Source organism: Staphylococcus sp. HMSC059F04 (assembly GCF_001812565.1).
Lineage (GTDB): Bacteria > Bacillota > Bacilli > Staphylococcales > Staphylococcaceae > Staphylococcus > Staphylococcus lugdunensis.
In genome coordinates this window covers 98,242-119,962 of record NZ_KV809467.1, presented here as the reverse complement: position 1 = coordinate 119,962, position 21,721 = coordinate 98,242, and the positions used below count along the sequence as shown (strand labels likewise).

Genomic DNA, 21,721 nt, shown 5'->3' with positions numbered 1-21,721 from the left:
GCATCAAGACAAAAAAGCTAAGTTTAAAAACGCTCTAAATAATAAAACATGAGACTAAGTAACATCCATTTACTTAATCCCATGCTTTAACATAAAAATCATTCTACTCACTAATTATTTGACATTTAATTACATATCCCTTTTTATCAACATAAAATCTTACATCTTTGTTTCCAATTTTATAAGTACATTCTTTTCCCCATGCTGATGAAGAATAATATTTTGGTTCCCCGTAATGATTAATTAATTCTTTTTTACTAACAGATTTGCCATCTAGTGAGAAAAAAACACCATTAGCTTTATGATTAGAAACCCAATAATATGTTTGATCATATAAATTTTTATGATTTTTAACTGATGAATTTTTAGTAATCTTATAACCATTAATCTTGAAAGTGTCGAATTTTAAAGATTTTTTAAAATTCTTATCCAGTATAAACCTACTTTGATATGCTGTATAACCACTATAATTATAATAAGGTTTAACAGATTCTTGCGCATGTGCTTGAGTTACATTAAATAATTCGGGCGTTACGGAAAAGCCCAAAACAAGACTACTAGCTAAAATAATTTTAGAAACTTTTTTCATAAAAAACCCTCCTCATTAATTATGTTACAGTTTTATTGTTACATTAATGTAACAATATTTCAAGAATATTACAAACAAAAATTTATCTTTTGCCAATTACAATGTAAAATGCGTAATATAATTAAAAAAAGCGCTATATAAGTTATTTTAGATATCAAAAATTTGATAAAGATGTCATAGCAGTAGTTGATGGATATTAGTTTTATATTATTTACTAAAATTACCTTATAATAATAACTTTCTTCATCTGTTAAATTACCTATATAAAAAGCAGATGTCCTTTTTTAACTTTTATACCTAACTTATAACCATTCCCTTTCAATTTATATCCTCTTTTACTTTATAATTATTAATATAAACATATAATGGCATATAACAATTTATGATTATGTTCCGTTGAGTGATATTGTTTATAATCCCAGTAGCTACCTTCATTTTTTAAGTCAATCAACTCAAATATCTTCTGTTTCAATGATTGATTTCTCATGCCAAAACAACTTCCAAATTTGTTACCTTTTATTATTTTTTCAAATGTATTATCTAACAATAGTATTGTCAAAAATATTAAAATATCATTTAAACTACAGTTATAAATAATGATTAATTATTAGTTTTACAATCTAAATCACTTATGATACTCTTCACAAAAACACAATAGCAATTCTCATAAGCTTCATGTTTTCTAATACGTCCAAACCCCTTTACAAAGGTGCTAAAAAAACGTATCTATTAAGCATTTACTTTATTACAATTATTAATTACATTTACACATACTCTCTTCAGCTATATGACTTTTGAAAAAATAAACTGGCTTTTCGTGTGTCCATATGGCTGTAGTAAATCTATGAATGATTCTACTGAACTCATGTTTTCCAATCGAACTTTGAACACAAAGCAAGCGTCACCAGATACTCGATAACAAAAATCCACATTATCTTGTTCCGATATAAATTTTTTAAAATCTACGTATCTATTATTCTTGATAGTTATCTCAATCAAAATTTCAGCGTCATATCCTAACTTCTCATAATCAATATTAATTGTGTAACTTTTTATTATGCCTAAATCTACCATCTTATTTATTCTTTCTCTTACAGCAGGTGCAGATAAATTCACCTGTTTACTTATTTCATTAATAGTCATTCTACTATTCTTTTCTAATATATTTAGTATTTTTTCATTTATTAAGTCATTCACTTATTTTACCTCATTTATTAAATAATTTAACAACATCTACCTTTGAATTGGTATTCATTATTTATTATAACATGTGTATTATTAATTAAAGGAGATGATAAAATGGCGTTAATAAATTATAGTAATATTGGTAAGACACCTTTTCAACAGTTATTAGGACACAATGAAAATATACTAAAATCTTGGAATGATTTAGCTAATCTTTTAAGTGATGATGGTGCTCTAAGTAAAGAACTTAAAGAAGAACTAAGAAGAATACTTGCTCAAGAAAATGGATGTCTATATTGTAAAGCAAAAGGTAGTCCTAGTAATGAATATCAAGATGAAAAATCATTACTGTGTACTGGTTTTGTTGAAGTTTATTTAAAAACAAAAGAAAACGTACCTGAATCTACAATTCAATTACTAAAGGATGTAATGACAAATAAAGAAATTATTGAATTAATTACATTTACTTTATTTACTACAGCACAACAACATTTAGGAGCAATTTTGAAATTATCAAGTGAAACTAACTAATTTATTAAATCTTTGTATTTTAGCATCATCTCACATCAAATGAAGAAAGTTATGACTTGATGTTAAAATATTAAATATATTTTTAGTTTTCAAAAACCGTTGCTAAAGGAGATATGGAAAGCCATAACTACTGGTGAATTAGTAATAATTCCCAATAAACTCTTACTAGAAACTAGCTAAAAAAACCTCATCATTTGTGATACGCTTCGCCTCGCATAATTTTAAACGCACGGTAAACTTGTTCTATTAAAATCACGCGCATCATTTGGTGTGGGAAGGTCATTTTGCTGAATGAGAGTGCGTAGTTGCTACGTGTTAAGACGTCTTTATGTAATCCGTTTGATCCGCCAATAACAAAGACGAAGTCACTTTGGCCTTGGATCATACGTTGTTGTAATTCTTGTGCTAAGCCTTCTGATGACAACATTTTCCCTGCAATTTCTAATGTAATGACTGTTGCTTGAGGCTTAATTTTAGCTAGGAGGCGTTGGCCTTCTTTGGCTTTTACTTGTTCTATTTCTTTGTCGCTCATATTTTCTGGTGCTTTTTCGTCTGGTACTTCTATCAGTTCTATTTTACTATAGGCACTCAGGCGTTTTTCGTATTCTGCAATAGCCTGTTTCCAGTATTTTTCTTTTAATTTTCCTACTGCAAGTATTGTGATTTTCATATTAAACCTCCGTGATGAAGTAACTTATTCTAGTTATCCACAAGTTATTCACTTATCAACACTATACCCTCTTATTATACCAATAATGAATAAAAATAAGCCTTATTTTTGTGATTTATTTGGAAAAAAGCGTTAATAACTTGTGGTTATGTGGATAACTCTGTGAATAATGTGTATATTTTTGTGTGTATTGTTCACAACACTGGATAACTTTGCATGAATTTGGGGATAACTTGCTTACCGTCTTACATAGTTATACACATATATTATGTGTTAAATGGCAGCGTTTCAATTATTCATTTCTTAGACTGCCCTTCTACTTAATTAATTACAAATAAAAAGAGCAGGATTAAGTCTGTCATTTTAAGACTTTGTTATCCTGCTCATTAAAATAGCATTTGAAACTATAGTGTATAAATAGGTGTTGCTTGTGCTTTATCCGTATCACATAATAACACTTCTTTTTGTGTATCAATGTCATGTTCATTCAATACTTGACCGACACTCATACGTGCTAAATCTTTCATATTATTATCTTGAGATAAGTGCGATAAATAAATGCGCTTTGTGTTTCCTGTGATTACATCTGTCATTGCGTGTCCTGCATCTTCGTTAGACACATGCCCCATATCACTGAGGATACGTTGCTTTGTCTTCCATGGATATCGACACATGCGCAACATATCTACATCGTGGTTACTTTCAAACATAAAGACGTCACTACCATGTATCATGCCTTTCATGCGGTCTGAAATATATCCTGTATCCGTAATCATTGTAAATTTCTTATAATTATTATGAAAAATGTAAAATTGTGGATCAATCGCATCATGTGAAACGTTAAATGATTCAATATCAAATCCTGCGATTGACTTCGTTTCATATGGATTGAATATAAATTTTTGTTCCATCGGTATTTTGTTATCTTTTTTTTCAATCATTTTCCATGTCTTTTCATTCGCATATATTGGCAAATGATACTTACGTGCTAAGACTCCTAATCCTTTAATATGATCACTATGCTCATGTGTCACGAGTATGCCGTTTAAATCGCTTATATTTCTGTCGATTTGGCTAAACAGATTTTCCATTTTCTTACCTGTTAAACCGACATCAACTAATAAGCTGCCTTTTTCACTTTCTACATAAGTAGCATTACCAGTACTACCGCTAGCTAAGACGCTCATACGTATCACGTCACTCATCCTTCCTACTATCTGTCATGCTGTGTGTTATTATTTACACTCCCCTTAGAGGTCCTCCTATGTAAATCACCCATCCACACGTTATACATCAGTGACCGTTATTATCAATGATATGTTATCACGCTGTATCACAAGCACATCATCGTATTCCGTCCTCTAAAATATCTTTATATATTACTATACCAATTATAAGAACAATGTGCCAATACACAGATTTAAAATAGCGCGCATATTTTTATTTTAAGTTTCTGTATGTACGCTTATACATCTAGAAAATATTTCATATGTTATTACCTTTTTATCGTTCATGCGCACTTCTTCTATCAATAGTTGCATCGTATATATTTTGTTTTCCTTATTATGCTAGATTTTATACTACCTTCACAGTTCCTTCTCTATACTGTAAGTCTTCCCTTATTGGATTATGCCGTTTGTTTTGTACTTCATAAAACTATAAATAAGCCTTGTGAGATATAGATGGAAAATTACTATATATTGAAAAACGTAAACTTTTATTTTATTATCTTAAACAATTGTTATTGCACTATTACTAATTACTTATGCACCATATTAAAAATAAAAGAGGGGCAATTATGAAAAAGCTTAGTGCCATTATTGTTATTTTATTACTTATTGTATTCACTTTCTTTCCTAAGCATAGTAAGCAATCTGATATTGAAAAGGGTATTTCTATTGATATTGCACGGACGCATTATACTAAAGATAGCATTAAGAAAATCATCGGCGAGCTTAGCCGTGTCAATGGGCGTTATCTACAATTACACCTTGCTGACAATGACAATTATAGTATTTACTCAAAGGTCTTAGGTCAAACGTCTACCCATTCAAATCACTATTACCTCACAAAAGCAGAGTTGCGTGAGCTTGTTCAATATTCCAATAAACACCATGTCCAGCTTATTCCTGAATTAGACTTCCCTGCACATTCAAAAGCCATGCTGACGTTACTCCATAAACATCATCCCTCCCAATATCGACAGGTTGTTTCTAGCTATGATAATACAATGCTTGATTTTCAACAAAATCAGGCAGCGCTTGATGTATCTCATCAGTTAATCAATGAAGTTGCTGGTATTTTCTATCAAACGCCATATAAAGACAATTTAAAAATGGTTATCGGTGGAGATGAGGTACCTGGTGGAGGCGCACAGCAACGTGATTTTGTTTCATACATGAATCAGCTTGCAGACACTGTCCAAGCAAAGCATTATACGCCTAAGATGTGGAATGATTCTTTGACACATGAAGGACTCAAAAATTTAAATCACAGCATTATTATTATGTATTGGCATCAACCATCCAAACAGTCACCATCGCCAACTGACTTTTCACTAACCACTTTATGGTCGAAAATTTTAATCGTTCTGTTTACTACGTCTTTCCTAGAGCACAGCAAAGCACACATTCGTTAGCTAAGCAGAAAGCTGATATTGCCGACACACGTTTAACAGATTTTAATACAGCTAATATGCGTAAAGACCCGTATTTCAATAGTTATATTAATGGTGAATATCTCACATTTTGGGGAGAATTTGCTTCAGATTTAAAACAGACCAATTTAATCGAGTATGTATATAAGTTTATTCGCATTTATTTTAATTCCTAACTCCTTAAGGTTAATTTTTTTCAGCAAAAAAGATTTTCTTCACGATAATTGTTTTCGCTAGAAGAAAAGAAACACATATTGATTTTTCTTACAGATAAAATTTTTATTTGAATTTAGTGAGTTCATTTGTAGATTTTTTACAAACAAAATTATTTTTATATGTCTTTTTTATAAATTAAAAAAGTGTTGCAATACCTAAATTTTTACCTTATCATCATCAATGCACAATACATTTTTGATGGAGGGCGAAAATGAAATATTTAAATTTGTTAATTCTCTATCCACTTTTCATGTCAATGTTTTGGATAGTAGGAACGGTTATTTATATGCTCTTTTCAGAAATTTGGCTTAAAAGGAAGCCAAATAAAGACATCGGTGATCAAGGTATTTCCTTTTTAATTCCTTGTTTTAACGAGGAAGAGACGATTGAAGACACAATTTCGAATTTGTTATCGTTAGAGTTTCCAAATAAACAAATTATTGTGATTAATGATGGGAGCTCTGACAATTCTGCTGAAGTTATTTACAAGCTGCAAAAAACATTAGATTTCACTTTTGTTGATTTAGAAGAAAACCAAGGAAAAGCAAACGCCTTAAATCAAGGTTTGAACTATGCACAATATGATCTAGTGATGGGCATTGATGCAGATACCTTAATTGATGATGACGCACCTTATTTCATGTTAGAACATTTTATCGATAATCCGAAATTGGCTGCGGTAACTGGCAATCCTCGTATTAGAAATAAGAAGTCTATTCTAGGTAAAATTCAAACAATTGAGTATGCTAGCATGGTTGGCAGTATTAAACGTGCCCAATCTTTAACTGGCAAGGTCAATACTATATCAGGAGTTTTCACACTATTCAGAAAGCGTGCGATTGAACAAGTAGGTAAGTGGGATATCGATATGATTACAGAAGACATTGCGATTTCTTGGAAATTTCATCTTGCCAACTTACACATTAAATATGAGCCACGCGCATTATGTCGAATGCTTGTTCCTGAGACGATACCTGGCTTATGGAAACAACGTCTTCGATGGGCACAAGGTGGGCAAGAAGTTCTGATTCGGGACTTCAAACAAGGTATCAAAACACTTAATCCAGCAACGTATATGCTGATATTTGAACAAATCTTTTCATTGCTTTGGGTTCATTGCGTTGTGATTCTTTTAATTATCGATATAATTAACGCTAATTTTTTAGATTATTATTTCTTAAATTATCAATTTTCTTTATTAATCCTGTCAGCGCTGCTTTTGACTTTTATCAATACTGTACAATTTGTTATTGCGCTATTCGTGGATAGTCGCTATGAAAAAATTAATCTTTTAACCATATTTTACTTAAGTTGGTATTCAACAATATATTGGCTGTTAAATGCTTTGGTCGCTATTTCTGCCTTTCCAAAAGCATTAAGACGTAAAAAAGGAGCGTTTGCGACATGGACAAGTCCAGACAGAGGAAAAAATTAGTAATCCATGCTTTTTGCCATGCATTACGTGAAATAATTACATTTATTATTAGTTTAATATTTTGGCTCTATTTTATGATTGCTTGCATTTTAGTTATTGGTTCACTCTTCACGTTTAATATTGACATCGTGTTAATCATAAGAACGTTATTAAACGTTGAAGCAGTTACGATGAGTGACATCTTTTTTACCTTACTTAAATTTATCATCATTGACATTATTATCTTCTCACTTTGTTTAATTAGCAGAAAAATAATATATAAAAAAGAAGGTATTAATCATGGCAAAGTTTTTTAAATTATGTAGTATTTTAACGTTGTTAACGATCTTATGTATCTTCCAAACACATACCATTTCTAGTGCAAAAAGCAAAGAAAAAACGCTCAACGTCAAAGGTAATAGTGCATTAGCACTCAATTATCATCGTATCCGAGATGATAATTGGTTTAAAAACACCCTTTTTACCTTATCTAACAGCAAAGAAATTAAAAATTATAGTATTAGTAAAGAAGCGTTTGAGGCTGAAATTAAATGGCTTAAAGCACATGGGGCACATTTTTTAACAGAAAAAGAATTTCAACATTATAAAGAAAAAGGTAAATTCCCACCTAAAAGTGTTTGGATTAGCTTTGATGACATGGAACAATCCGTCTATGATAATGCAAATCCAATTATTGAAAAATATAAAATACCTGTTACAGGATTTATAATTACTGGTCAAATTGGCAATGAAAATTTTCATAATTTAAATCTTAGTGATTTAAGTACTTTAAAAATATTAAATCATTCTAAATATTGGACCTTTAGTTCACATACGGATAATTTACATTCACTGACTAAAGACAGAAAAGCCATCATGACAAGTACACCTGATGACAAGTTAAAAGATGATATTGTCAAAAGTAATCTTTTCATTCATAAACAGTTTCATAAAAATAATGATTCTATTGCTTATCCTTATGGTGAAGTAAGCAATCAAAATATAAAAGTACTTAAAAAAGAAGGTATTCGCTATGGCTATACACTCGAAGATAAAACTGTTAAACCTAGTGAAAACAACTATCGTATTCCTCGTGTCTTAATGAATGAAGATGCGTTTAATAAATTAATTAAAAAATGGGATGGTTTTGCTGATGGCCGTTAAAAATAAAAAAAGGAAAGAACTTATTTATTTAAGAGCAATGTTGTGTATTATCATTATTATCACACATACATTAACACAATATATGCGAGGTATTGATGGCGATGATCTTAGACAATTAAAAGTCATCTATTATGCTCAAAATATTTTTATCTTTGGCACGCCTTGCTTTATTATCTTGTCACAACTGTTAACAACATTAAATTATGCTTCATTACGCATCACCTATTTAACGTCACGTTTTAAATACATTATTTTGCCTTATTTATGTGTCGGTTGTTTCTATTGTTACAGTGAATCGCGTAAATTAGGTGATCCATTCTGGCATCAGTTTTGGCAAAATGTTGTATTAGGTTATTGGTATGGCTATTTTATTCTAATTATTATTCAATATTTTATCTTAAGCTATCTTATCTACAAAATAACACCTAAAATTTTTAACAGTAAATTATTATTAATTGGCTCATTTTTTGTACAGTATTTCTTTCTATACTATTTACATCATAACCACCAATTTGAGACATTTGTACATAAAATTTATCCTTTAAGTGATAATACCTTTATTTTAGGATGGATATTTTTCTTCTTCTTAGGTGGCTATATTGGTTATAACTATCATAAAATTATCGCATTTTTACATGATTTTCCTTTTATTATATTAACCTTAGCTGTTGGTTCGTATTTAATGTTTGTCTTTTTATTTGGAAAGCACGATTACTGGAATGTTACCAGCTATAGTGAATCGTTAATGTTATATCATATGAGTATGTTTTTACTATTATTGAGCTTATGTATTCATTATAAATACTTTATGTTTGGTGTTATTAATTTAATTAACTCATTCTCTTTCTTTATCTATCTCTTACATCCGATTGTATTAGAATATGTATATGAGTATACGTCTATTTTTATTAATACAAGTATTATTTTTATCATCTTTTCTGTTGTTGGAACGCTAGGTATTTGTATTGGCATTGGTATTATTTTACGTGAATTCTATATTTGCCGCTTTATTATTGGTAAGCAACCTTATAAGTTGGATATTGATTTTAAAGGAACATACTAATTTCTCGTTTCATCAATAACATGTTGCTACTGTCTGGGATGTAAATCCTTTAAAAAATTTAGCCAGTAAATGCGTTTTTGTAAATGCATTTACTGGCTTCTTTGTTTATCGTATTGTTGGCTCGCTTTCTTAGGGGACAGCTTCAGCCACCCCAACCTTCGATGCGTGTTTAATGATCGATGACTTTAGGGTTATCTGAAGTGGCTTCTACATAATATGTCTTCACGGTATCTTTATTTTTATGTTTGACTTTGATTTCCCAGTTAGGTTGTAGCAACTGCACATTTGTTTCTCTCACGACAGAATAATAACCAAGACGTGCATCAATAACTTCGTCATTTTCTTTTAAATAGCGATTAAAGTATAGTGTTTCAACTGCTTTACGTGGTGTTATGATTTGCTTTTTATCATTGTTATCACTTTTTGCAGGTTCGATTTTATCCATAATGGTTTGTTCATATGCTTTTGCTTTGCCACCATCGATTGAGAACTTTAATTCGGCTTTACTATTATTCATAATAGGATAATCTTGATACGTTTGTTCATACGTGACGCTATTATTATTTACGCCACCTAACTGATAGAGTTTTCCATTATAAATATGTTCCATTAAGTACTTTTTCAAATCACTAAAGTTACTATCGCTCACATTTACGGTTGAATCTATATCACCTTTTAACATTTTGCCTGATTTTTCGGCTTTTAGTGAAGAATGTGCTTTAGCATAACTTGTGAAGTCTTTAGAACTTGCTGTAATCATCTGCATTTTAATTCCTTTAACATCTTTATCTAAAATGTCTTTAGAAATTTTAATCTCTTCTTGTTGAAAATTGACTTGATTCTCATTTTCGGAATCATTAATTTGAGATTGTGTAACTTTATTAATATAGATGACGATAAGCGAAATGTTCACTAGAATAAATACGAAAATAAACAGTGTCTTTGTTAGTTTCCAGTTCATTTATTCAAGCCTCCCATTCTCATAGGCATACCACTCGCCATCATATTCAATATACCATTTAGGCATAAATTCACTATTGCGCTGTATTTCAATATCATTTTGTTCTGGCTTGTCATTTTCTTTGTAACCTACTGTGATATTGGTTACTTTTTCAAAATCTACATTAGGATCATTAGCCAATGAGGAACGAACGCTTTCTACGCTTGGCAATTTACAGCTCTTACCTTCTAACGGAACGCTAGAGCGTAATAAGGCACGTTGGTAATCATAAATACCTTTATCTCCCCATGTGACTTGAATTTGATTTAGATGCTGTTTACTAAAGGTTGGGTGGCCATTTAAGAACATTTGATATGTCAGTTGGCCATTATGATTATCTGTGCTGAACAGACGATAATCATCATTGACAAAGCCACCATGACTATTTATATAGTCAAAGGTACTTGGTATCGTTGTTTCCATATCGCTAGAGCTGGATTCGTCTTCTGAGAGATTACGATAATGATACTTTTCACTGTCGTTGTTGTAATTGGCAACTCCCGTATTGTTGTTATAGGTTGTTGCGCCGCCTCGACCGCTTCGTACAATGACAGAATCATCAAAAAGAATTGCATTCATCACCTCTACATTAATGGTATCGAATACCATGCGATATGACATCATTTCTTTGGGTTTCTTCGGTGCAAACACATGTGTTGCTTTATCAATCGTATTTTTATTAGTAATAATTTCTGAGTAATTGGTCATTCCTTTTTCAAGTTGATCCAACGATTTTATAAATGACTCTGCTTTAGCATCCATTGTTAATTTGATAGCATCATGGCGATCTTTACTAATCGCATACAACACGAGACGGTCATATGGATCTTTATCAATTAATATACGATTGAAGTTAAAGTTTTTAGGAATTTTAGCGCTAATATCGAGTACCTGTCCTAAATAGACATTCAATGGAAGGTCATATGTAAAATCAAGCACTGCATAATGGTTAGTTAACTCGGGAATGGTTAAATTATAGTCGTGATGTAACTTTTCTACCTTTTTAACTTTGTGTTTTTTTAATGGCTCAACCATTTGTAATATATTGGCCTTTGAACCTTCGATACCTTTTACATCATCGCCCCTTTTACGGATAATTTGAAATGGTGAAATTACCGTTTCTTCTTTCGCTGACATAGGTTTTCCAATACTTTTTGAACTTACTTTTTTACTATCCGTGCTGTCTAAATGTGTTAAATCTGGAGTGAAATTCCAAATCATATAGGTTAATACCACACTCATAAGTACTAGTAAAATTAAAATAATTGATTTGATATTCTCTCTATTACTCATCCCAATCACCATCATCAATCACTTCACATGGAAGTGTAATAAAGATTGATGTGCCTTGCCCTTCGACACTATTTGCCCAAATGCGACCATGATGTGCCTCGACAATTTCTTTAGAGATAGCTAAACCTAGTCCAGTACCACCCATTTTACGCGTACGTGCTTTATCGACACGGTAAAAGCGGTCAAAGATTTTTTCAACTTTATTAATTGGAATACCGATACCATTATCTTTAATACGAATGGTCATACGATTATATAAAGCATTTTGTTTCACGTGAAACTCAACACGTTTATCACCGCGAGAATATTTCATAGCATTTGTAATTACGTTATCGAATACCTGTGTCATCTTGTCTGGATCAATTTCCGCAAAGATGGTTTCATTAGGAATTTCTCGCACAAAGGTTGTATCTTTGGCCGACATTTCATGGCGATTAATAATTTTATTGATAAACATATTGAAGTCGACAATTTCTTTATTAATTTGATCGGACTCGTTGTCCATTTTAGATAATTGCAGTAAGTCATTAACTAAACGAATCATTCTTTCGGTTTCTTCACGTGTAACCGATAAGAATTGTGGTGCGAGTGCGCCATCTTTCCATGCGCCACTTTCTAACGCTTCAATATAGCTATTCATTGATGTTAATGGTGTCCGTAATTCATGTGAAACATTGGCAACAAACTCTCGGCGCTCACGTTCGACTTGTTGTTGCTCTGTAACGTCATGTAACACCGCAATATAACCAGTCACAAAGCCTGTTTCTTGCACAATTGTACTAAAGTTAACCCGGGCAATAATGCCTTCTTCTTCATTTATATCCAATAAGAAACTATCATTGTTCTCTTGAATTTCATCTAATGAAAATTCTTGTTCTAAATTTAACACGCTTAACATATAATAACCGATTAAATCTTCTTTAGCCATGCCAAGCATTTTAAGCGCCATATCGTTGATAATCCGAACACGGCCACGTCTATCCGTTGCGATAATACCATCGCTCATATGTGTGATGACAGAATCAAGACGACGCTTTTCACTTTCTGTATTCGCTTGGGCTTCTTGTACACGTTTAGATAAATTGTTAAACGCTAATGCTAATTCCCCGATTTCATCGTTTCCATAGATCTTCACGCGTTGTGTATAGTTACCTTTAGACATCTCAACCGTCTGATTACGCATATCGGTAATTGGTCGAGTAATGGTTCGCGCAATAAAGAAACCGAGTATCACCGTAATAAAGAGTGAAATCGCCGTACCTATAATAAATATTTGGTTAATATTGTTTAATTGATTGTACACATCATTGATATTTGCTTCGATATAAATATCGCCCACGGTATCTTTACCATTTTTCACGGGAAGATTATATACCCAGATTCGTTCCTTACCATTGCCATAGTCTTTTAGCACATTATGACTATTAGACTGTCCAAGTGAAATGGCCTTTTGAACGGAACTATCATTGACCTTTTGATTAATCATATTATGTGATGACAAACGTGCCGTTGCCATAATAATTTGATCTTTATCAATAAAGCGAATTTCTTCAATTTCTTGACGGTTGGCATACTCATTAAGTAAATTTTGAACTTCTTTCTGCATATTTACAGAATCGTCTTTATAACTACGCTCAATATTGACTTCTAATTGGGTTGCATATTGTTTAATATTCTTTCTAAAATTATCTGTCAGTTCCTTTTCTAAACTATTTGTAAAATACAAACCGATAATTTGCATTCCAATAATAATCAAAAGAACATATACAACAACCAATTTAGTGTGAAGGGATTGTAATTGTTTCAGCCACTTCATGCAAAGACTCCTCTAATCATGTTGTTGGAGGAAATATCCAACGCCTCTTCTAGTTACGATATATTCTGGATGTGATGGATCGTCTTCGATTTTTTCGCGTAAACGACGAATTGTTACGTCAACCGTACGTACATCTCCAAAATAGTCATAGCCCCAAACAGTTTGAAGCAAGTGCTCACGTGTCATCACTTGACCCATATGCTTAGATAAGTAATGGAACAACTCAAATTCACGATGTGTTAATTCAATATCTTCACCGCGTTTTTTAATAGAATATGCGTCTGGATAAATCACAATATCTTTAATTGTGATTTCGTTTGATGCGTTATTCACTTCTTGGGCAGGTTGTGAATAATGACGACGTAAATTAGCTTTAACTCGAGCAATTAATTCACGTGTACTGAAAGGTTTTGTGACGTAATCGTCAGCACCTAATTCAAGGCCTAATACTTTATCAATTTCAGAGTCTTTTGCCGTTAGCATGATAATTGGCATTTCGAATTTTTTACGTACTTCACGGCAGACTTCCATGCCGTCTCGACCAGGTAACATGATATCTAATAACACAATGTCTGGTTCTTCCTCATAAATTAAATCAACGGCATCGTTACCATCATAGGCACAATAAACATCGTATCCTTCTTTTTTTAGATTAAACTCTAAAATATCAGCAATTGGTTTTTCATCATCAACTACAACAACTTTTCTTGCCATATCTAAAAACCTCATTTCTAAAATTGTAGTTCTTCACATCTGTTCTATTAAAAAGTTCTTTACTTATATAAAATAAATCTTCTGTGTAGAAATATCCAACAATCGTTCCTATCTACACAAGTATCTACTATATAATTTACCATTAATATACTGCGAATTCTATTTTCATAAGTAAAATTATAGAATAATATTTTTTATAAGTTTACCACTCTATGCCTAATTTACAAATAAGTTAGTCTATTCTATCTTTTGAATTTAGCCGATTTTTAAAAATCCAATTAAATATTACAAAATGATGTTATAACAATGGGTATTCATTGCGGGATTTCTTATCCATATCATTTAAAATATTAAGTTTTTATTGCAACATGCTATTGTAGTATTAACCCATGAGTGACTCAACTACTTTTATATAAAAGCATAAAAAAATGCCTACCCTATTGGGTAAGCAATACGGTCTCGACGGGAATCGAACCCGCGATCTCCTGCGTGACAGGCAGGCGTGTTAACCGCTACACTACGAGACCTAAATCAATGGTGACTCCTACGGGACTCGAACCCGTGTTACCGCCGTGAAAGGGCGGTGTCTTAACCGCTTGACCAAGGAGCCGTTCTTAAGCACAAGATAGATTATAGCATAGCTAATATTTTAAATACAAGACATTTTTACAGCATATTAATGTTTTTTTAATAAATTAATTCAACAGCAACACATTCCATTTTTACCATATAATATAGTAAAAGAACGCGCAGTAAAATTTTACCGCACGTTCCTAATTGTCAGTAACAGTTTGGAACATCATTATATTTTAGACTATGAACGATATATTGGCAGTAGTTGACTGGAATGAAAGCACGCTTATACCAAGCTTTTTTCAATCCTAGTCAACCTTGCCGGTACGGGACTACGAATTCATAATGTATTCTGTCCCGCTCTCCCTATGCATGCATTTATCTTTTTACCATAATTTTTCTAATAAGTTCGTTTGTTCACGGTCTGGACCTACTGAAAAGATTGAAATATGAACGCCGCATAATTCTGAAATACGTTCTAAATAGCGACGTGCATTATCAGGCAACGCTTCTAATGAACGACAGCCTGTAATATCTTCTGTCCAACCAGGTAATTCTTCAAAGATTGGTTTACAACGTTTTAATTGATCAAGGTTAGCTGGATACTCTGTAATTTCTTCTCCATCTAACTCATAAGCTGTACAAATTTTTACCGTATCTAAACCTGTTAGTACATCAATAGAGTTAATAGATAAGTCTGTAATACCACTAACACGACGTGAGTGACGTAGCACGACTGAATCAAACCAACCCACGCGACGTGGACGTCCTGTCGTCGTACCATATTCACGACCAACCTCTCTAATATGGTGCCCATCTTCATCAAATAGTTCAGTTGGGAAAGGACCATCGCCTACGCGAGATGTGTATGCTTTACATACACCAATTACTTTAGAAACGAAGGTTGGACCTACACCTGTACCAACAGTGACATTGCCGGCTACAGGATTGCTTGATGTGACGAAAGGATATGTACCATGATCAATATCTAACATAACACCTTGAGCACCTTCAAATAAGACTTTTTCTTCGGCAACAAATGCATCATCTAAGATTTTCGCTGTGTCCGTTACAAAGTCTTTTAAACGTTGACCAGCTGCATAATATTCTTCAAAAATGTCATCAAAAGTTGGGCAAGATTCATTGAACATACCTTTGAAATATGCGTCTTTATATTCAATATTTTCTTTCAAACGTCTTTCAAATGTCTCTTTTTCTAATAAATCTGCCATACGGATACCGATACGTTGTACTTTATCTACATACGCAGGACCAATACCTTTCTTCGTTGTACCTATTTTGTTATCTCCTCGACGACGTTCTTCAAATTCATCTTGAGCAATATGATATGGCAAAATAACTTGTGCACGGTTTGAAATACGTAAGTTACTTGTTGATACACCACGTTCATTTAAGCCGTCTAACTCTTTTAACAGAGCTACAGGATCGACAACAACACCATTTCCAATTACAGCAAGTTTATCTTTATAAAAAATACCAGATGGTACTAAATGTAATTTATAGGTTTCTCCACCAAACTGAATGGTATGTCCAGCATTATTACCGCCAGAAAAACGTGCAATAACATCTGCCTGTTCCGCTAAGAAATCCGTGATTTTACCTTTACCTTCGTCTCCCCATTGTGTCCCAACTACTACGATTGATGACATAAGAGCACCTCCAAGTTTTCTCGATTAACCACTAGATATTCTATCAATAACAATCTGATATTGCAAATAAAAATCGAACATTAATTTTATAGTGTTTTTCACATTATTATTTTAGAATTTTGATGTCTATCCACTTCAAAAACACTTTAATATCAAGGTTTAAAGATGTTTTTACAAATTTCCAAGATACATACTTAGCTGTTAAAAAGTATGTTAAAACAAAATAAAAACCGTACATTTAAAATTAATAAAAATTAAACGTACGGAAATAAAAATATTCTTTTCTTACATTTCAGCATGTGCATAATCAATATCGGTAAATTTATTATATTGCTTCATAAAGTGAAGTTTGACGGTACCGGTTGGGCCGTTACGTTGCTTAGCTATAATAATTTCGATTTCACCATTATCATCATTTGTTTGTGGTTCGAAATTGCCACCATCTTCATCTTCTTCACCATCGCCACGATTATAATAATCATCACGATATAAAAATGCAACAATATCAGCATCTTGTTCTATAGAACCTGATTCACGAATGTCACTCATCATTGGTCGTTTATCTTGTCGTTGTTCAACACCACGAGATAGCTGACTTAACGCAATAACAGGACATTCTAATTCTCTAGCGATTGCTTTTAGTGTTCGAGAAATTTCTGAAACCTCTTGCTGACGATTATCAGATAAACGTGAACCGCTTCCTTGTATTAATTGCAAGTAGTCAATCATAATCATATCTAAACCATGTTCTTGCTTTAAGCGACGACATTTAGAACGGATATCTGTAATACGAATACCTGGTGTGTCATCGATAAATATTTTCGTACGTGATAATTTACCTACCGCAATGGTAAAGCGATTCCAATCTTCTTCAGTCATCGTCCCTGTTCTTAAACGGTTAGAATCTACGTTGCCTGAGCTACATATCATACGCGTAGCAAGTTGGTCTGCCCCCATCTCTAAAGAAAAGATACCTACTGTATAATTATCCTCGTGAACCGCTACTTTTTGAGCAATATTAAGTGCGAAGGCAGTCTTACCTACTGATGGTCTAGCTGCAATAATAATCAAATCATTACGATTAAAGCCAGCTGTCATTTGGTCTAAGTCACGATAACCTGTTGGTATCCCAGGCGTTTGACCGCTATTTTGGTCAAGTTCTTCTGCTGTTTCATAAACTTGACCTAAAATATCTCTAATATCTTTAAATCCTTCACTATCGCGTGTTGATGATAATTCTAAAATACGTCTTTCTGCATCACTTAAAATAGCATCTAATTCTAATTCATCATTATATCCGTCATTAGCAATACTATCTGCCGTTTGAATGAGCTTCCGCTTTAAAGCATGCTTCGCCACAATGTCAGTATAGTATTGAATGTTACGTGTCGTGGGTACGTTATTAGAAAGCTCAGCTAAATATTGCGGACCACCCGCTTCACTTAATGTACCATCATTTGTAAGTTGATCCATAAGTGTAACGACATCAATTTCTTTAGTATCTTCATTTAAATGCATCATTGCACGGAAGATATGTTGATGGGCGCCTCTATAAAATGACTCAGGAAGCAATACCTCCTGAGTCGAACTTAACAATTCTGGATCAATAATAATCGCACCTAAGACAGATTGTTCAGCTTCATTATTATGGGGCATTTGATTTTGCTCATATGATCTATCCATTATTGATTACACCTCTTAATCAAAAAGTTAAACCTCTTTGATATCAATCTTATCTTAATTAACAGCGTCTTATTGTTCTACTACATGTACACGAATTGTACCATCAACTTCTTTGTCTAATTTCACTGGTACATTCGTATAACCTAAAGCATGAATACCTTGTGGTAAGTCCATTTTACGTTTATCTAATTTAATATCATGCTGTTTTTTTAAACCTTCAGCAATTTGTTTTGTGCTTACAGAACCAAATAATTTGCCACCTTCACCTGTTTTAGCACTGATTTCAACTTCAATATCAGCTAATTTGGCTTTTAGCGCTTTGGCTTCATCAATTTCTTGTTGTCTATCTGCTGCTGCACGTTTATTTTGTTGTTCTAATTGTTTTAAATTGCCAGGAGTTGCTTCTACGGCATATTTATTTTTTAGTAAAAAGTTATTCGCATATCCTACTGGTACGTCTTTAACTTCTCCTTTTTTGCCTTTACCTTTAACATCTTGTGTAAAAATTACTTTCATGCATCTTCACTCCTACTGATTTGTTCTGTAATTGCTTGTTGTAATTGTTCGATTGCTTCATCAATGGTTACATCTTTAATTTGCGTTGCTGCATTGGTAAGATGGCCACCGCCACCTAATGCTTCCATAGTTAATTGTACATTAATTGAGCCTAACGAACGAGCAGAAATACCAATTAAATTGTCTTCTCTTTTTGCGACAACATATGACGCTTCAATACCTTCTAAACTTAACAGCTCATCTGCTGCTTGTGCAACAGTCACGGGATGGTAAATTTTATCATCTGAACCATGTGCAATAGCAATGCCATTATCTTGCACTTCTACAGTTTGAATCAGTTCAGAACGATTAATATACGTATCGACATCATCTTTTAAGAAATGCTGAGTCAATATCGTATCAGCACCATGTGCACGTAAGTAACTTGCAGCATCAAAAGTTCTAGAACCTGTTCTTAATGTAAAATTACGCGTATCAACGATAATTCCTGCATACATAACTGTTGATTCTAAGCGTGTTAAACGCTGTTCTGTCGGTTGATACTCTAATAATTCTGTAACAAGTTCAGCAGTTGAACTTGCATAAGGTTCCATGTAAATTAATAACGGGTTTGAAATAAAGCTTTCACCTCGTCTATGGTGGTCAATAACGACTTTACGATTAGCTTTATTTAAAATATTTTCGTCTAATACCATTTCTGGTTTGTGCGTATCGACAATGACGACTGTCGTTTTAGAAGTCATCATATCCCAAGCTTCATCTGATGTAACAAAGCGCTCTTTTAGTTCTGGCTTTTTATCAATTTCATTCATCACACGGCGTAAAGTTGGGTCAATATCCTCTTCATTTAACACAACATAGGCTTCTAAGTTATTCATTAGTGCAAAGCGAGAAACACCAATTGCAGCTCCGATAGCATCTAAATCTGGACGCTTATGTCCCATAATAATTACTTTGTCGCCTTCTGTTAAAATATCTTTCAAAGCATGAGATATAACACGCGCTCTCACACGCGTACGTTTTTCCATTGGGTCAGTCTTACCGCCATAGAAACGTACATTACCATTCATACTTTTAATCGCAACTTGGTCTCCGCCTCGACCTAAAGCAAGATCAAGACCTGATTGTGATAATTCACCCAAATCTATAAGATTTTCTGTGCCTTCTCCAACACCAATGCTTAATGTAAGTTGGGCGCGATAACCAACACTTTTTTCTCGCAACTGACTTAAAATTTCAAAGTTAGACTTCTCAATTTCAGCTAAAATCTTTTGATTAAGATAAGCTACGAATTGATCTGAACTATAGCGTTTAAAATAAATATTATATTCAGAAGCCCAACGACTGATAACACGTGTTACCATTGAGTTGATTTCTGAACGTTGCGTATCGTTCATATTCTGTGTTATTTCATCATAATTATCTAAAAATAACGTTGCTATAATTGGCTTAGAGTCTTCATACAACTTATTTGTATGCACCTCATCGGTAATATCAAAGAAATAAAGACAATGATCATCTTCACTATAGCGCACGTGATAATGATAATTATTATTTTCAATTTCTACTTCTTGAATCTTTTCCAATTGCTTTAAAATATTGGGGAAAACCTCATTAATAGGTTCAGAAATTACGTTTGATTCTAAATGATCTGACATAAACTGATTGATCCATTCAATATGATCATCCGCATCTAAAACGACCATTCCTATTGGCAAACGTTTAATTGCCCTATTACTTCCTGCTGAGATATGGCCACTTAAATCATCCACATAGTTATCCATTTTTATCATTGCTTGTCGAGCTAATACCGCACTGATAACGATAATTACAAAGAGAATCGCTGCCGCTATCCCTGCAACAAGTGGTTTAAAGATAAACCCCAATATAACAAGGGCTATCGCCGTTAGAACCATTAAAATGTACGGAACAAACAAAGCTTTTTTTGTGGATTGTCGGTTCATTTTTCCACCTCTATTCGCTTTTTAGTATCTTTTTTTTATTATCTGTTTTAAGTTAATTCCTAAATCAAGCACCCCTATAAGTGCAACAATATGCGTTACTGGCGAAATAATTGTCCCAATTACCATTAATATTATTGTTACTACGTCTGGCATGCGTTTTGCTTTTCCGAAGAAATGAATCACGCTTAATCCTTGGATGTACATCAATAATGATAACATAATCTGTAAGTTTATAACGATACTTTGGAAGATACTCGGTTGTGTTGCAAACATTACACATATTAAATCAATAACATATAACCACAAGACTGAACGTTTAAACTGCCATGCGAATAATGGTTTGAATATTGGTGTTGCTATTTTAAACTTTCTAAGAATTGGGAATGTGACAAGCAAATTGATTAAAATAAGGATAAATATTGCTATTATCATATAACTTGGAAGCTGAATAGACAATTGTTTAATGATAAAACTTAATGTTTGTTCATATTCTGCTTTCATGCCACTTTGAACATACGCTTGATCCAATAAATCTTCTAGTGGTTTTACTGCTGTTCGAACTAATACTTGTGCCTTGGGAATATGACCAGACACTTGTAATAACATAAAACCAATAATAGTTATTGTGCTGGCGACCGTCGTCGCTATGTAAAGAATCTGTTCTTTAGATGCACGTTCTTTAAGTAATTGTCCGATGACAATACTTGAGATAAGTACTAATATCATGGCACTTAATACGATTGTATTGCCGAATAATACTGCAATAACCAAAGTCACAATTGTAGCCAAACCAAATGATGGTATTGACTTATTCCAGAGAATAATTCCAGGAATGGTTGCAAATAAACATAACAGCCAACCCACTTCTGGTAATATATATGTGACTAAAGCGACTACAATTAATGCAAGCGTACCGATAATAGTAGCTTTAGGTTCTATTTTTGAAAACAACTTCGCCACTCCTATACTAAATTTAACTATAAGCACTATTTTAACCCGTGTAG

19 protein-coding genes and 2 tRNA genes are annotated in these 21,721 nt (G+C 32.9%); 6 read left to right on the top strand and 15 right to left on the bottom strand.

The features are described from left to right. Positions 1-103 precede the first annotated feature (103 nt). Both HMPREF2864_RS04900 and HMPREF2864_RS04895 read right to left on the bottom strand, forming a co-directional pair. The gene (locus tag HMPREF2864_RS04900) at positions 104-589 is read right to left on the bottom strand and encodes an immunodominant staphylococcal antigen IsaB family protein (protein WP_037544120.1); all 486 of its coding nucleotides are present in this window, start codon (positions 587-589) and stop codon (positions 104-106) included. A gap of 783 nt (positions 590-1,372) precedes the next feature. Next, positions 1,373-1,786, bottom strand: coding sequence for an Lrp/AsnC family transcriptional regulator (locus tag HMPREF2864_RS04895; protein WP_002460987.1), 414 nt, complete (start codon positions 1,784-1,786; stop codon positions 1,373-1,375). A 102-nt stretch (positions 1,787-1,888) separates the two neighbouring features. Here HMPREF2864_RS04895 and HMPREF2864_RS04890 point away from each other — a divergent pair, with 102 nt between their 5' ends. Next, complete coding sequence (locus HMPREF2864_RS04890; RefSeq protein ID WP_002460988.1) at positions 1,889-2,305, top strand: carboxymuconolactone decarboxylase family protein; 417 nt, start codon at positions 1,889-1,891, stop codon at positions 2,303-2,305. Positions 2,306-2,495: 190 nt separating this feature from the next. Here the strand turns inward: HMPREF2864_RS04890 and rlmH are convergent, their stop codons facing one another. Together rlmH and HMPREF2864_RS04880 are read right to left on the bottom strand one after the other, a co-directional pair. Then, the gene (gene rlmH, locus HMPREF2864_RS04885; protein ID WP_070545263.1) at positions 2,496-2,975 is read right to left on the bottom strand and encodes a 23S rRNA (pseudouridine(1915)-N(3))-methyltransferase RlmH; all 480 of its coding nucleotides are present in this window, start codon (positions 2,973-2,975) and stop codon (positions 2,496-2,498) included. 404 nt (positions 2,976-3,379) lie between these two features. Then, the gene (locus HMPREF2864_RS04880) at positions 3,380-4,180 is read right to left on the bottom strand and encodes an MBL fold metallo-hydrolase (protein WP_037540904.1); all 801 of its coding nucleotides are present in this window, start codon (positions 4,178-4,180) and stop codon (positions 3,380-3,382) included. Positions 4,181-4,773: 593 nt separating this feature from the next. Between HMPREF2864_RS04880 and HMPREF2864_RS04875 the strand changes: the two genes are divergently transcribed. The 5 genes from HMPREF2864_RS04875 (at position 4,774) to icaC (ending at position 9,488) form a co-directional block, all read left to right on the top strand. Next, positions 4,774-5,613: a family 20 glycosylhydrolase gene (locus HMPREF2864_RS04875; protein WP_237449008.1), complete on the top strand. Its 840-nt coding sequence runs from the start codon at positions 4,774-4,776 to the stop codon at positions 5,611-5,613. Positions 5,614-6,058: 445 nt separating this feature from the next. After that, the gene (gene icaA, locus HMPREF2864_RS04870; protein ID WP_037540903.1) at positions 6,059-7,282 is read left to right on the top strand and encodes a poly-beta-1,6 N-acetyl-D-glucosamine synthase IcaA; all 1,224 of its coding nucleotides are present in this window, start codon (positions 6,059-6,061) and stop codon (positions 7,280-7,282) included. Continuing rightward, a complete protein-coding gene (gene icaD / locus HMPREF2864_RS04865) occupies positions 7,252-7,578 on the top strand; it encodes an intracellular adhesion protein IcaD (RefSeq protein WP_002461006.1) in 327 nt (108 codons plus the stop codon). The genes icaA and icaD overlap by 31 nt, the downstream gene beginning before the upstream one ends. After that, positions 7,562-8,425: an intercellular adhesin biosynthesis polysaccharide N-deacetylase gene (icaB, locus tag HMPREF2864_RS04860; RefSeq protein WP_070545261.1), complete on the top strand. Its 864-nt coding sequence runs from the start codon at positions 7,562-7,564 to the stop codon at positions 8,423-8,425. Before icaD ends, icaB begins: the two co-directional genes overlap by 17 nt. Continuing rightward, entirely contained in the window at positions 8,415-9,488 is a 1,074-nt protein-coding gene (gene icaC / locus HMPREF2864_RS04855; RefSeq protein ID WP_002461010.1) for a polysaccharide intercellular adhesin biosynthesis/export protein IcaC, read from the top strand. The genes icaB and icaC overlap by 11 nt, the downstream gene beginning before the upstream one ends. Before the next feature lie 169 nt (positions 9,489-9,657). Here icaC and HMPREF2864_RS04850 read toward each other — a convergent pair whose 3' ends face one another. From HMPREF2864_RS04850 to HMPREF2864_RS04800, 11 genes are all read right to left on the bottom strand, one after another. Continuing rightward, positions 9,658-10,449, bottom strand: a complete 792-nt coding sequence (locus HMPREF2864_RS04850) for a two-component system regulatory protein YycI (RefSeq protein ID WP_002461012.1) — start codon at positions 10,447-10,449, stop codon at positions 9,658-9,660. After that, a complete protein-coding gene (yycH, locus tag HMPREF2864_RS04845) occupies positions 10,450-11,781 on the bottom strand; it encodes a two-component system activity regulator YycH (RefSeq protein ID WP_002492045.1) in 1,332 nt (443 codons plus the stop codon). It lies immediately after the preceding gene. Then, positions 11,774-13,597 (bottom strand): cell wall metabolism sensor histidine kinase WalK, encoded by a 1,824-nt coding sequence (gene walK / locus HMPREF2864_RS04840; protein WP_002461016.1) that lies wholly within the window; start codon positions 13,595-13,597, stop codon positions 11,774-11,776. The genes yycH and walK overlap by 8 nt, the downstream gene beginning before the upstream one ends. Before the next feature lie 12 nt (positions 13,598-13,609). Next, a complete protein-coding gene (gene yycF / locus HMPREF2864_RS04835; RefSeq protein WP_002479194.1) occupies positions 13,610-14,311 on the bottom strand; it encodes a response regulator YycF in 702 nt (233 codons plus the stop codon). 454 nt (positions 14,312-14,765) lie between these two features. Next, positions 14,766-14,838 (bottom strand) — tRNA-Asp (locus HMPREF2864_RS04830). An 8-nt stretch (positions 14,839-14,846) separates the two neighbouring features. After that, positions 14,847-14,921: transfer RNA gene (locus tag HMPREF2864_RS04825), tRNA-Glu, on the bottom strand. 349 nt (positions 14,922-15,270) lie between these two features. Beyond that, positions 15,271-16,554, bottom strand: a complete 1,284-nt coding sequence (locus HMPREF2864_RS04820; RefSeq protein WP_002461018.1) for an adenylosuccinate synthase — start codon at positions 16,552-16,554, stop codon at positions 15,271-15,273. Between the two features lie 285 nt (positions 16,555-16,839). Then, positions 16,840-18,237 (bottom strand): replicative DNA helicase, encoded by a 1,398-nt coding sequence (dnaB, locus tag HMPREF2864_RS04815; protein ID WP_002461019.1) that lies wholly within the window; start codon positions 18,235-18,237, stop codon positions 16,840-16,842. A gap of 69 nt (positions 18,238-18,306) precedes the next feature. Then, positions 18,307-18,753 carry a 50S ribosomal protein L9 gene (gene rplI / locus HMPREF2864_RS04810; RefSeq protein WP_002461020.1) on the bottom strand — a complete coding sequence of 149 codons (447 nt, stop codon included), beginning with the start codon at positions 18,751-18,753 and terminating at the stop codon, positions 18,307-18,309. Beyond that, positions 18,750-20,717, bottom strand: coding sequence for a DHH family phosphoesterase (locus HMPREF2864_RS04805; RefSeq protein ID WP_002461021.1), 1,968 nt, complete (start codon positions 20,715-20,717; stop codon positions 18,750-18,752). The genes rplI and HMPREF2864_RS04805 overlap by 4 nt, the downstream gene beginning before the upstream one ends. A 21-nt stretch (positions 20,718-20,738) precedes the next feature. Continuing rightward, positions 20,739-21,668: a DUF2232 domain-containing protein gene (locus HMPREF2864_RS04800; RefSeq protein WP_070545259.1), complete on the bottom strand. Its 930-nt coding sequence runs from the start codon at positions 21,666-21,668 to the stop codon at positions 20,739-20,741. Positions 21,669-21,721 lie beyond the last annotated feature (53 nt).

Bases quoted from the DNA above. Each gene is read 5' to 3' on its own strand.
- HMPREF2864_RS04900 (WP_037544120.1), bottom strand. From the start codon at position 589: ATGAAAAAAGTTTCTAAAATTATTTTAGCTAGTAGTCTTGTTTTGGGC.
- HMPREF2864_RS04890 (WP_002460988.1), top strand. From the start codon at position 1,889: ATGGCGTTAATAAATTATAGTAATATTGGTAAGACACCTTTTCAACAG.
- rlmH (WP_070545263.1), bottom strand. From the start codon at position 2,975: ATGAAAATCACAATACTTGCAGTAGGAAAATTAAAAGAAAAATACTGG.
- HMPREF2864_RS04880 (WP_037540904.1), bottom strand. From the start codon at position 4,180: ATGAGTGACGTGATACGTATGAGCGTCTTAGCTAGCGGTAGTACTGGT.
- HMPREF2864_RS04875 (WP_237449008.1), top strand. From the start codon at position 4,774: ATGAAAAAGCTTAGTGCCATTATTGTTATTTTATTACTTATTGTATTC.
- icaA (WP_037540903.1), top strand. From the start codon at position 6,059: ATGAAATATTTAAATTTGTTAATTCTCTATCCACTTTTCATGTCAATG.
- icaD (WP_002461006.1), top strand. From the start codon at position 7,252: ATGGACAAGTCCAGACAGAGGAAAAAATTAGTAATCCATGCTTTTTGC.
- icaB (WP_070545261.1), top strand. From the start codon at position 7,562: ATGGCAAAGTTTTTTAAATTATGTAGTATTTTAACGTTGTTAACGATC.
- icaC (WP_002461010.1), top strand. From the start codon at position 8,415: ATGGCCGTTAAAAATAAAAAAAGGAAAGAACTTATTTATTTAAGAGCA.
- HMPREF2864_RS04850 (WP_002461012.1), bottom strand. From the start codon at position 10,449: ATGAACTGGAAACTAACAAAGACACTGTTTATTTTCGTATTTATTCTA.
- yycH (WP_002492045.1), bottom strand. From the start codon at position 11,781: ATGAGTAATAGAGAGAATATCAAATCAATTATTTTAATTTTACTAGTA.
- walK (WP_002461016.1), bottom strand. From the start codon at position 13,597: ATGAAGTGGCTGAAACAATTACAATCCCTTCACACTAAATTGGTTGTT.
- yycF (WP_002479194.1), bottom strand. From the start codon at position 14,311: ATGGCAAGAAAAGTTGTTGTAGTTGATGATGAAAAACCAATTGCTGAT.
- HMPREF2864_RS04820 (WP_002461018.1), bottom strand. From the start codon at position 16,554: ATGTCATCAATCGTAGTAGTTGGGACACAATGGGGAGACGAAGGTAAA.
- dnaB (WP_002461019.1), bottom strand. From the start codon at position 18,237: ATGGATAGATCATATGAGCAAAATCAAATGCCCCATAATAATGAAGCT.
- rplI (WP_002461020.1), bottom strand. From the start codon at position 18,753: ATGAAAGTAATTTTTACACAAGATGTTAAAGGTAAAGGCAAAAAAGGA.
- HMPREF2864_RS04805 (WP_002461021.1), bottom strand. From the start codon at position 20,717: ATGAACCGACAATCCACAAAAAAAGCTTTGTTTGTTCCGTACATTTTA.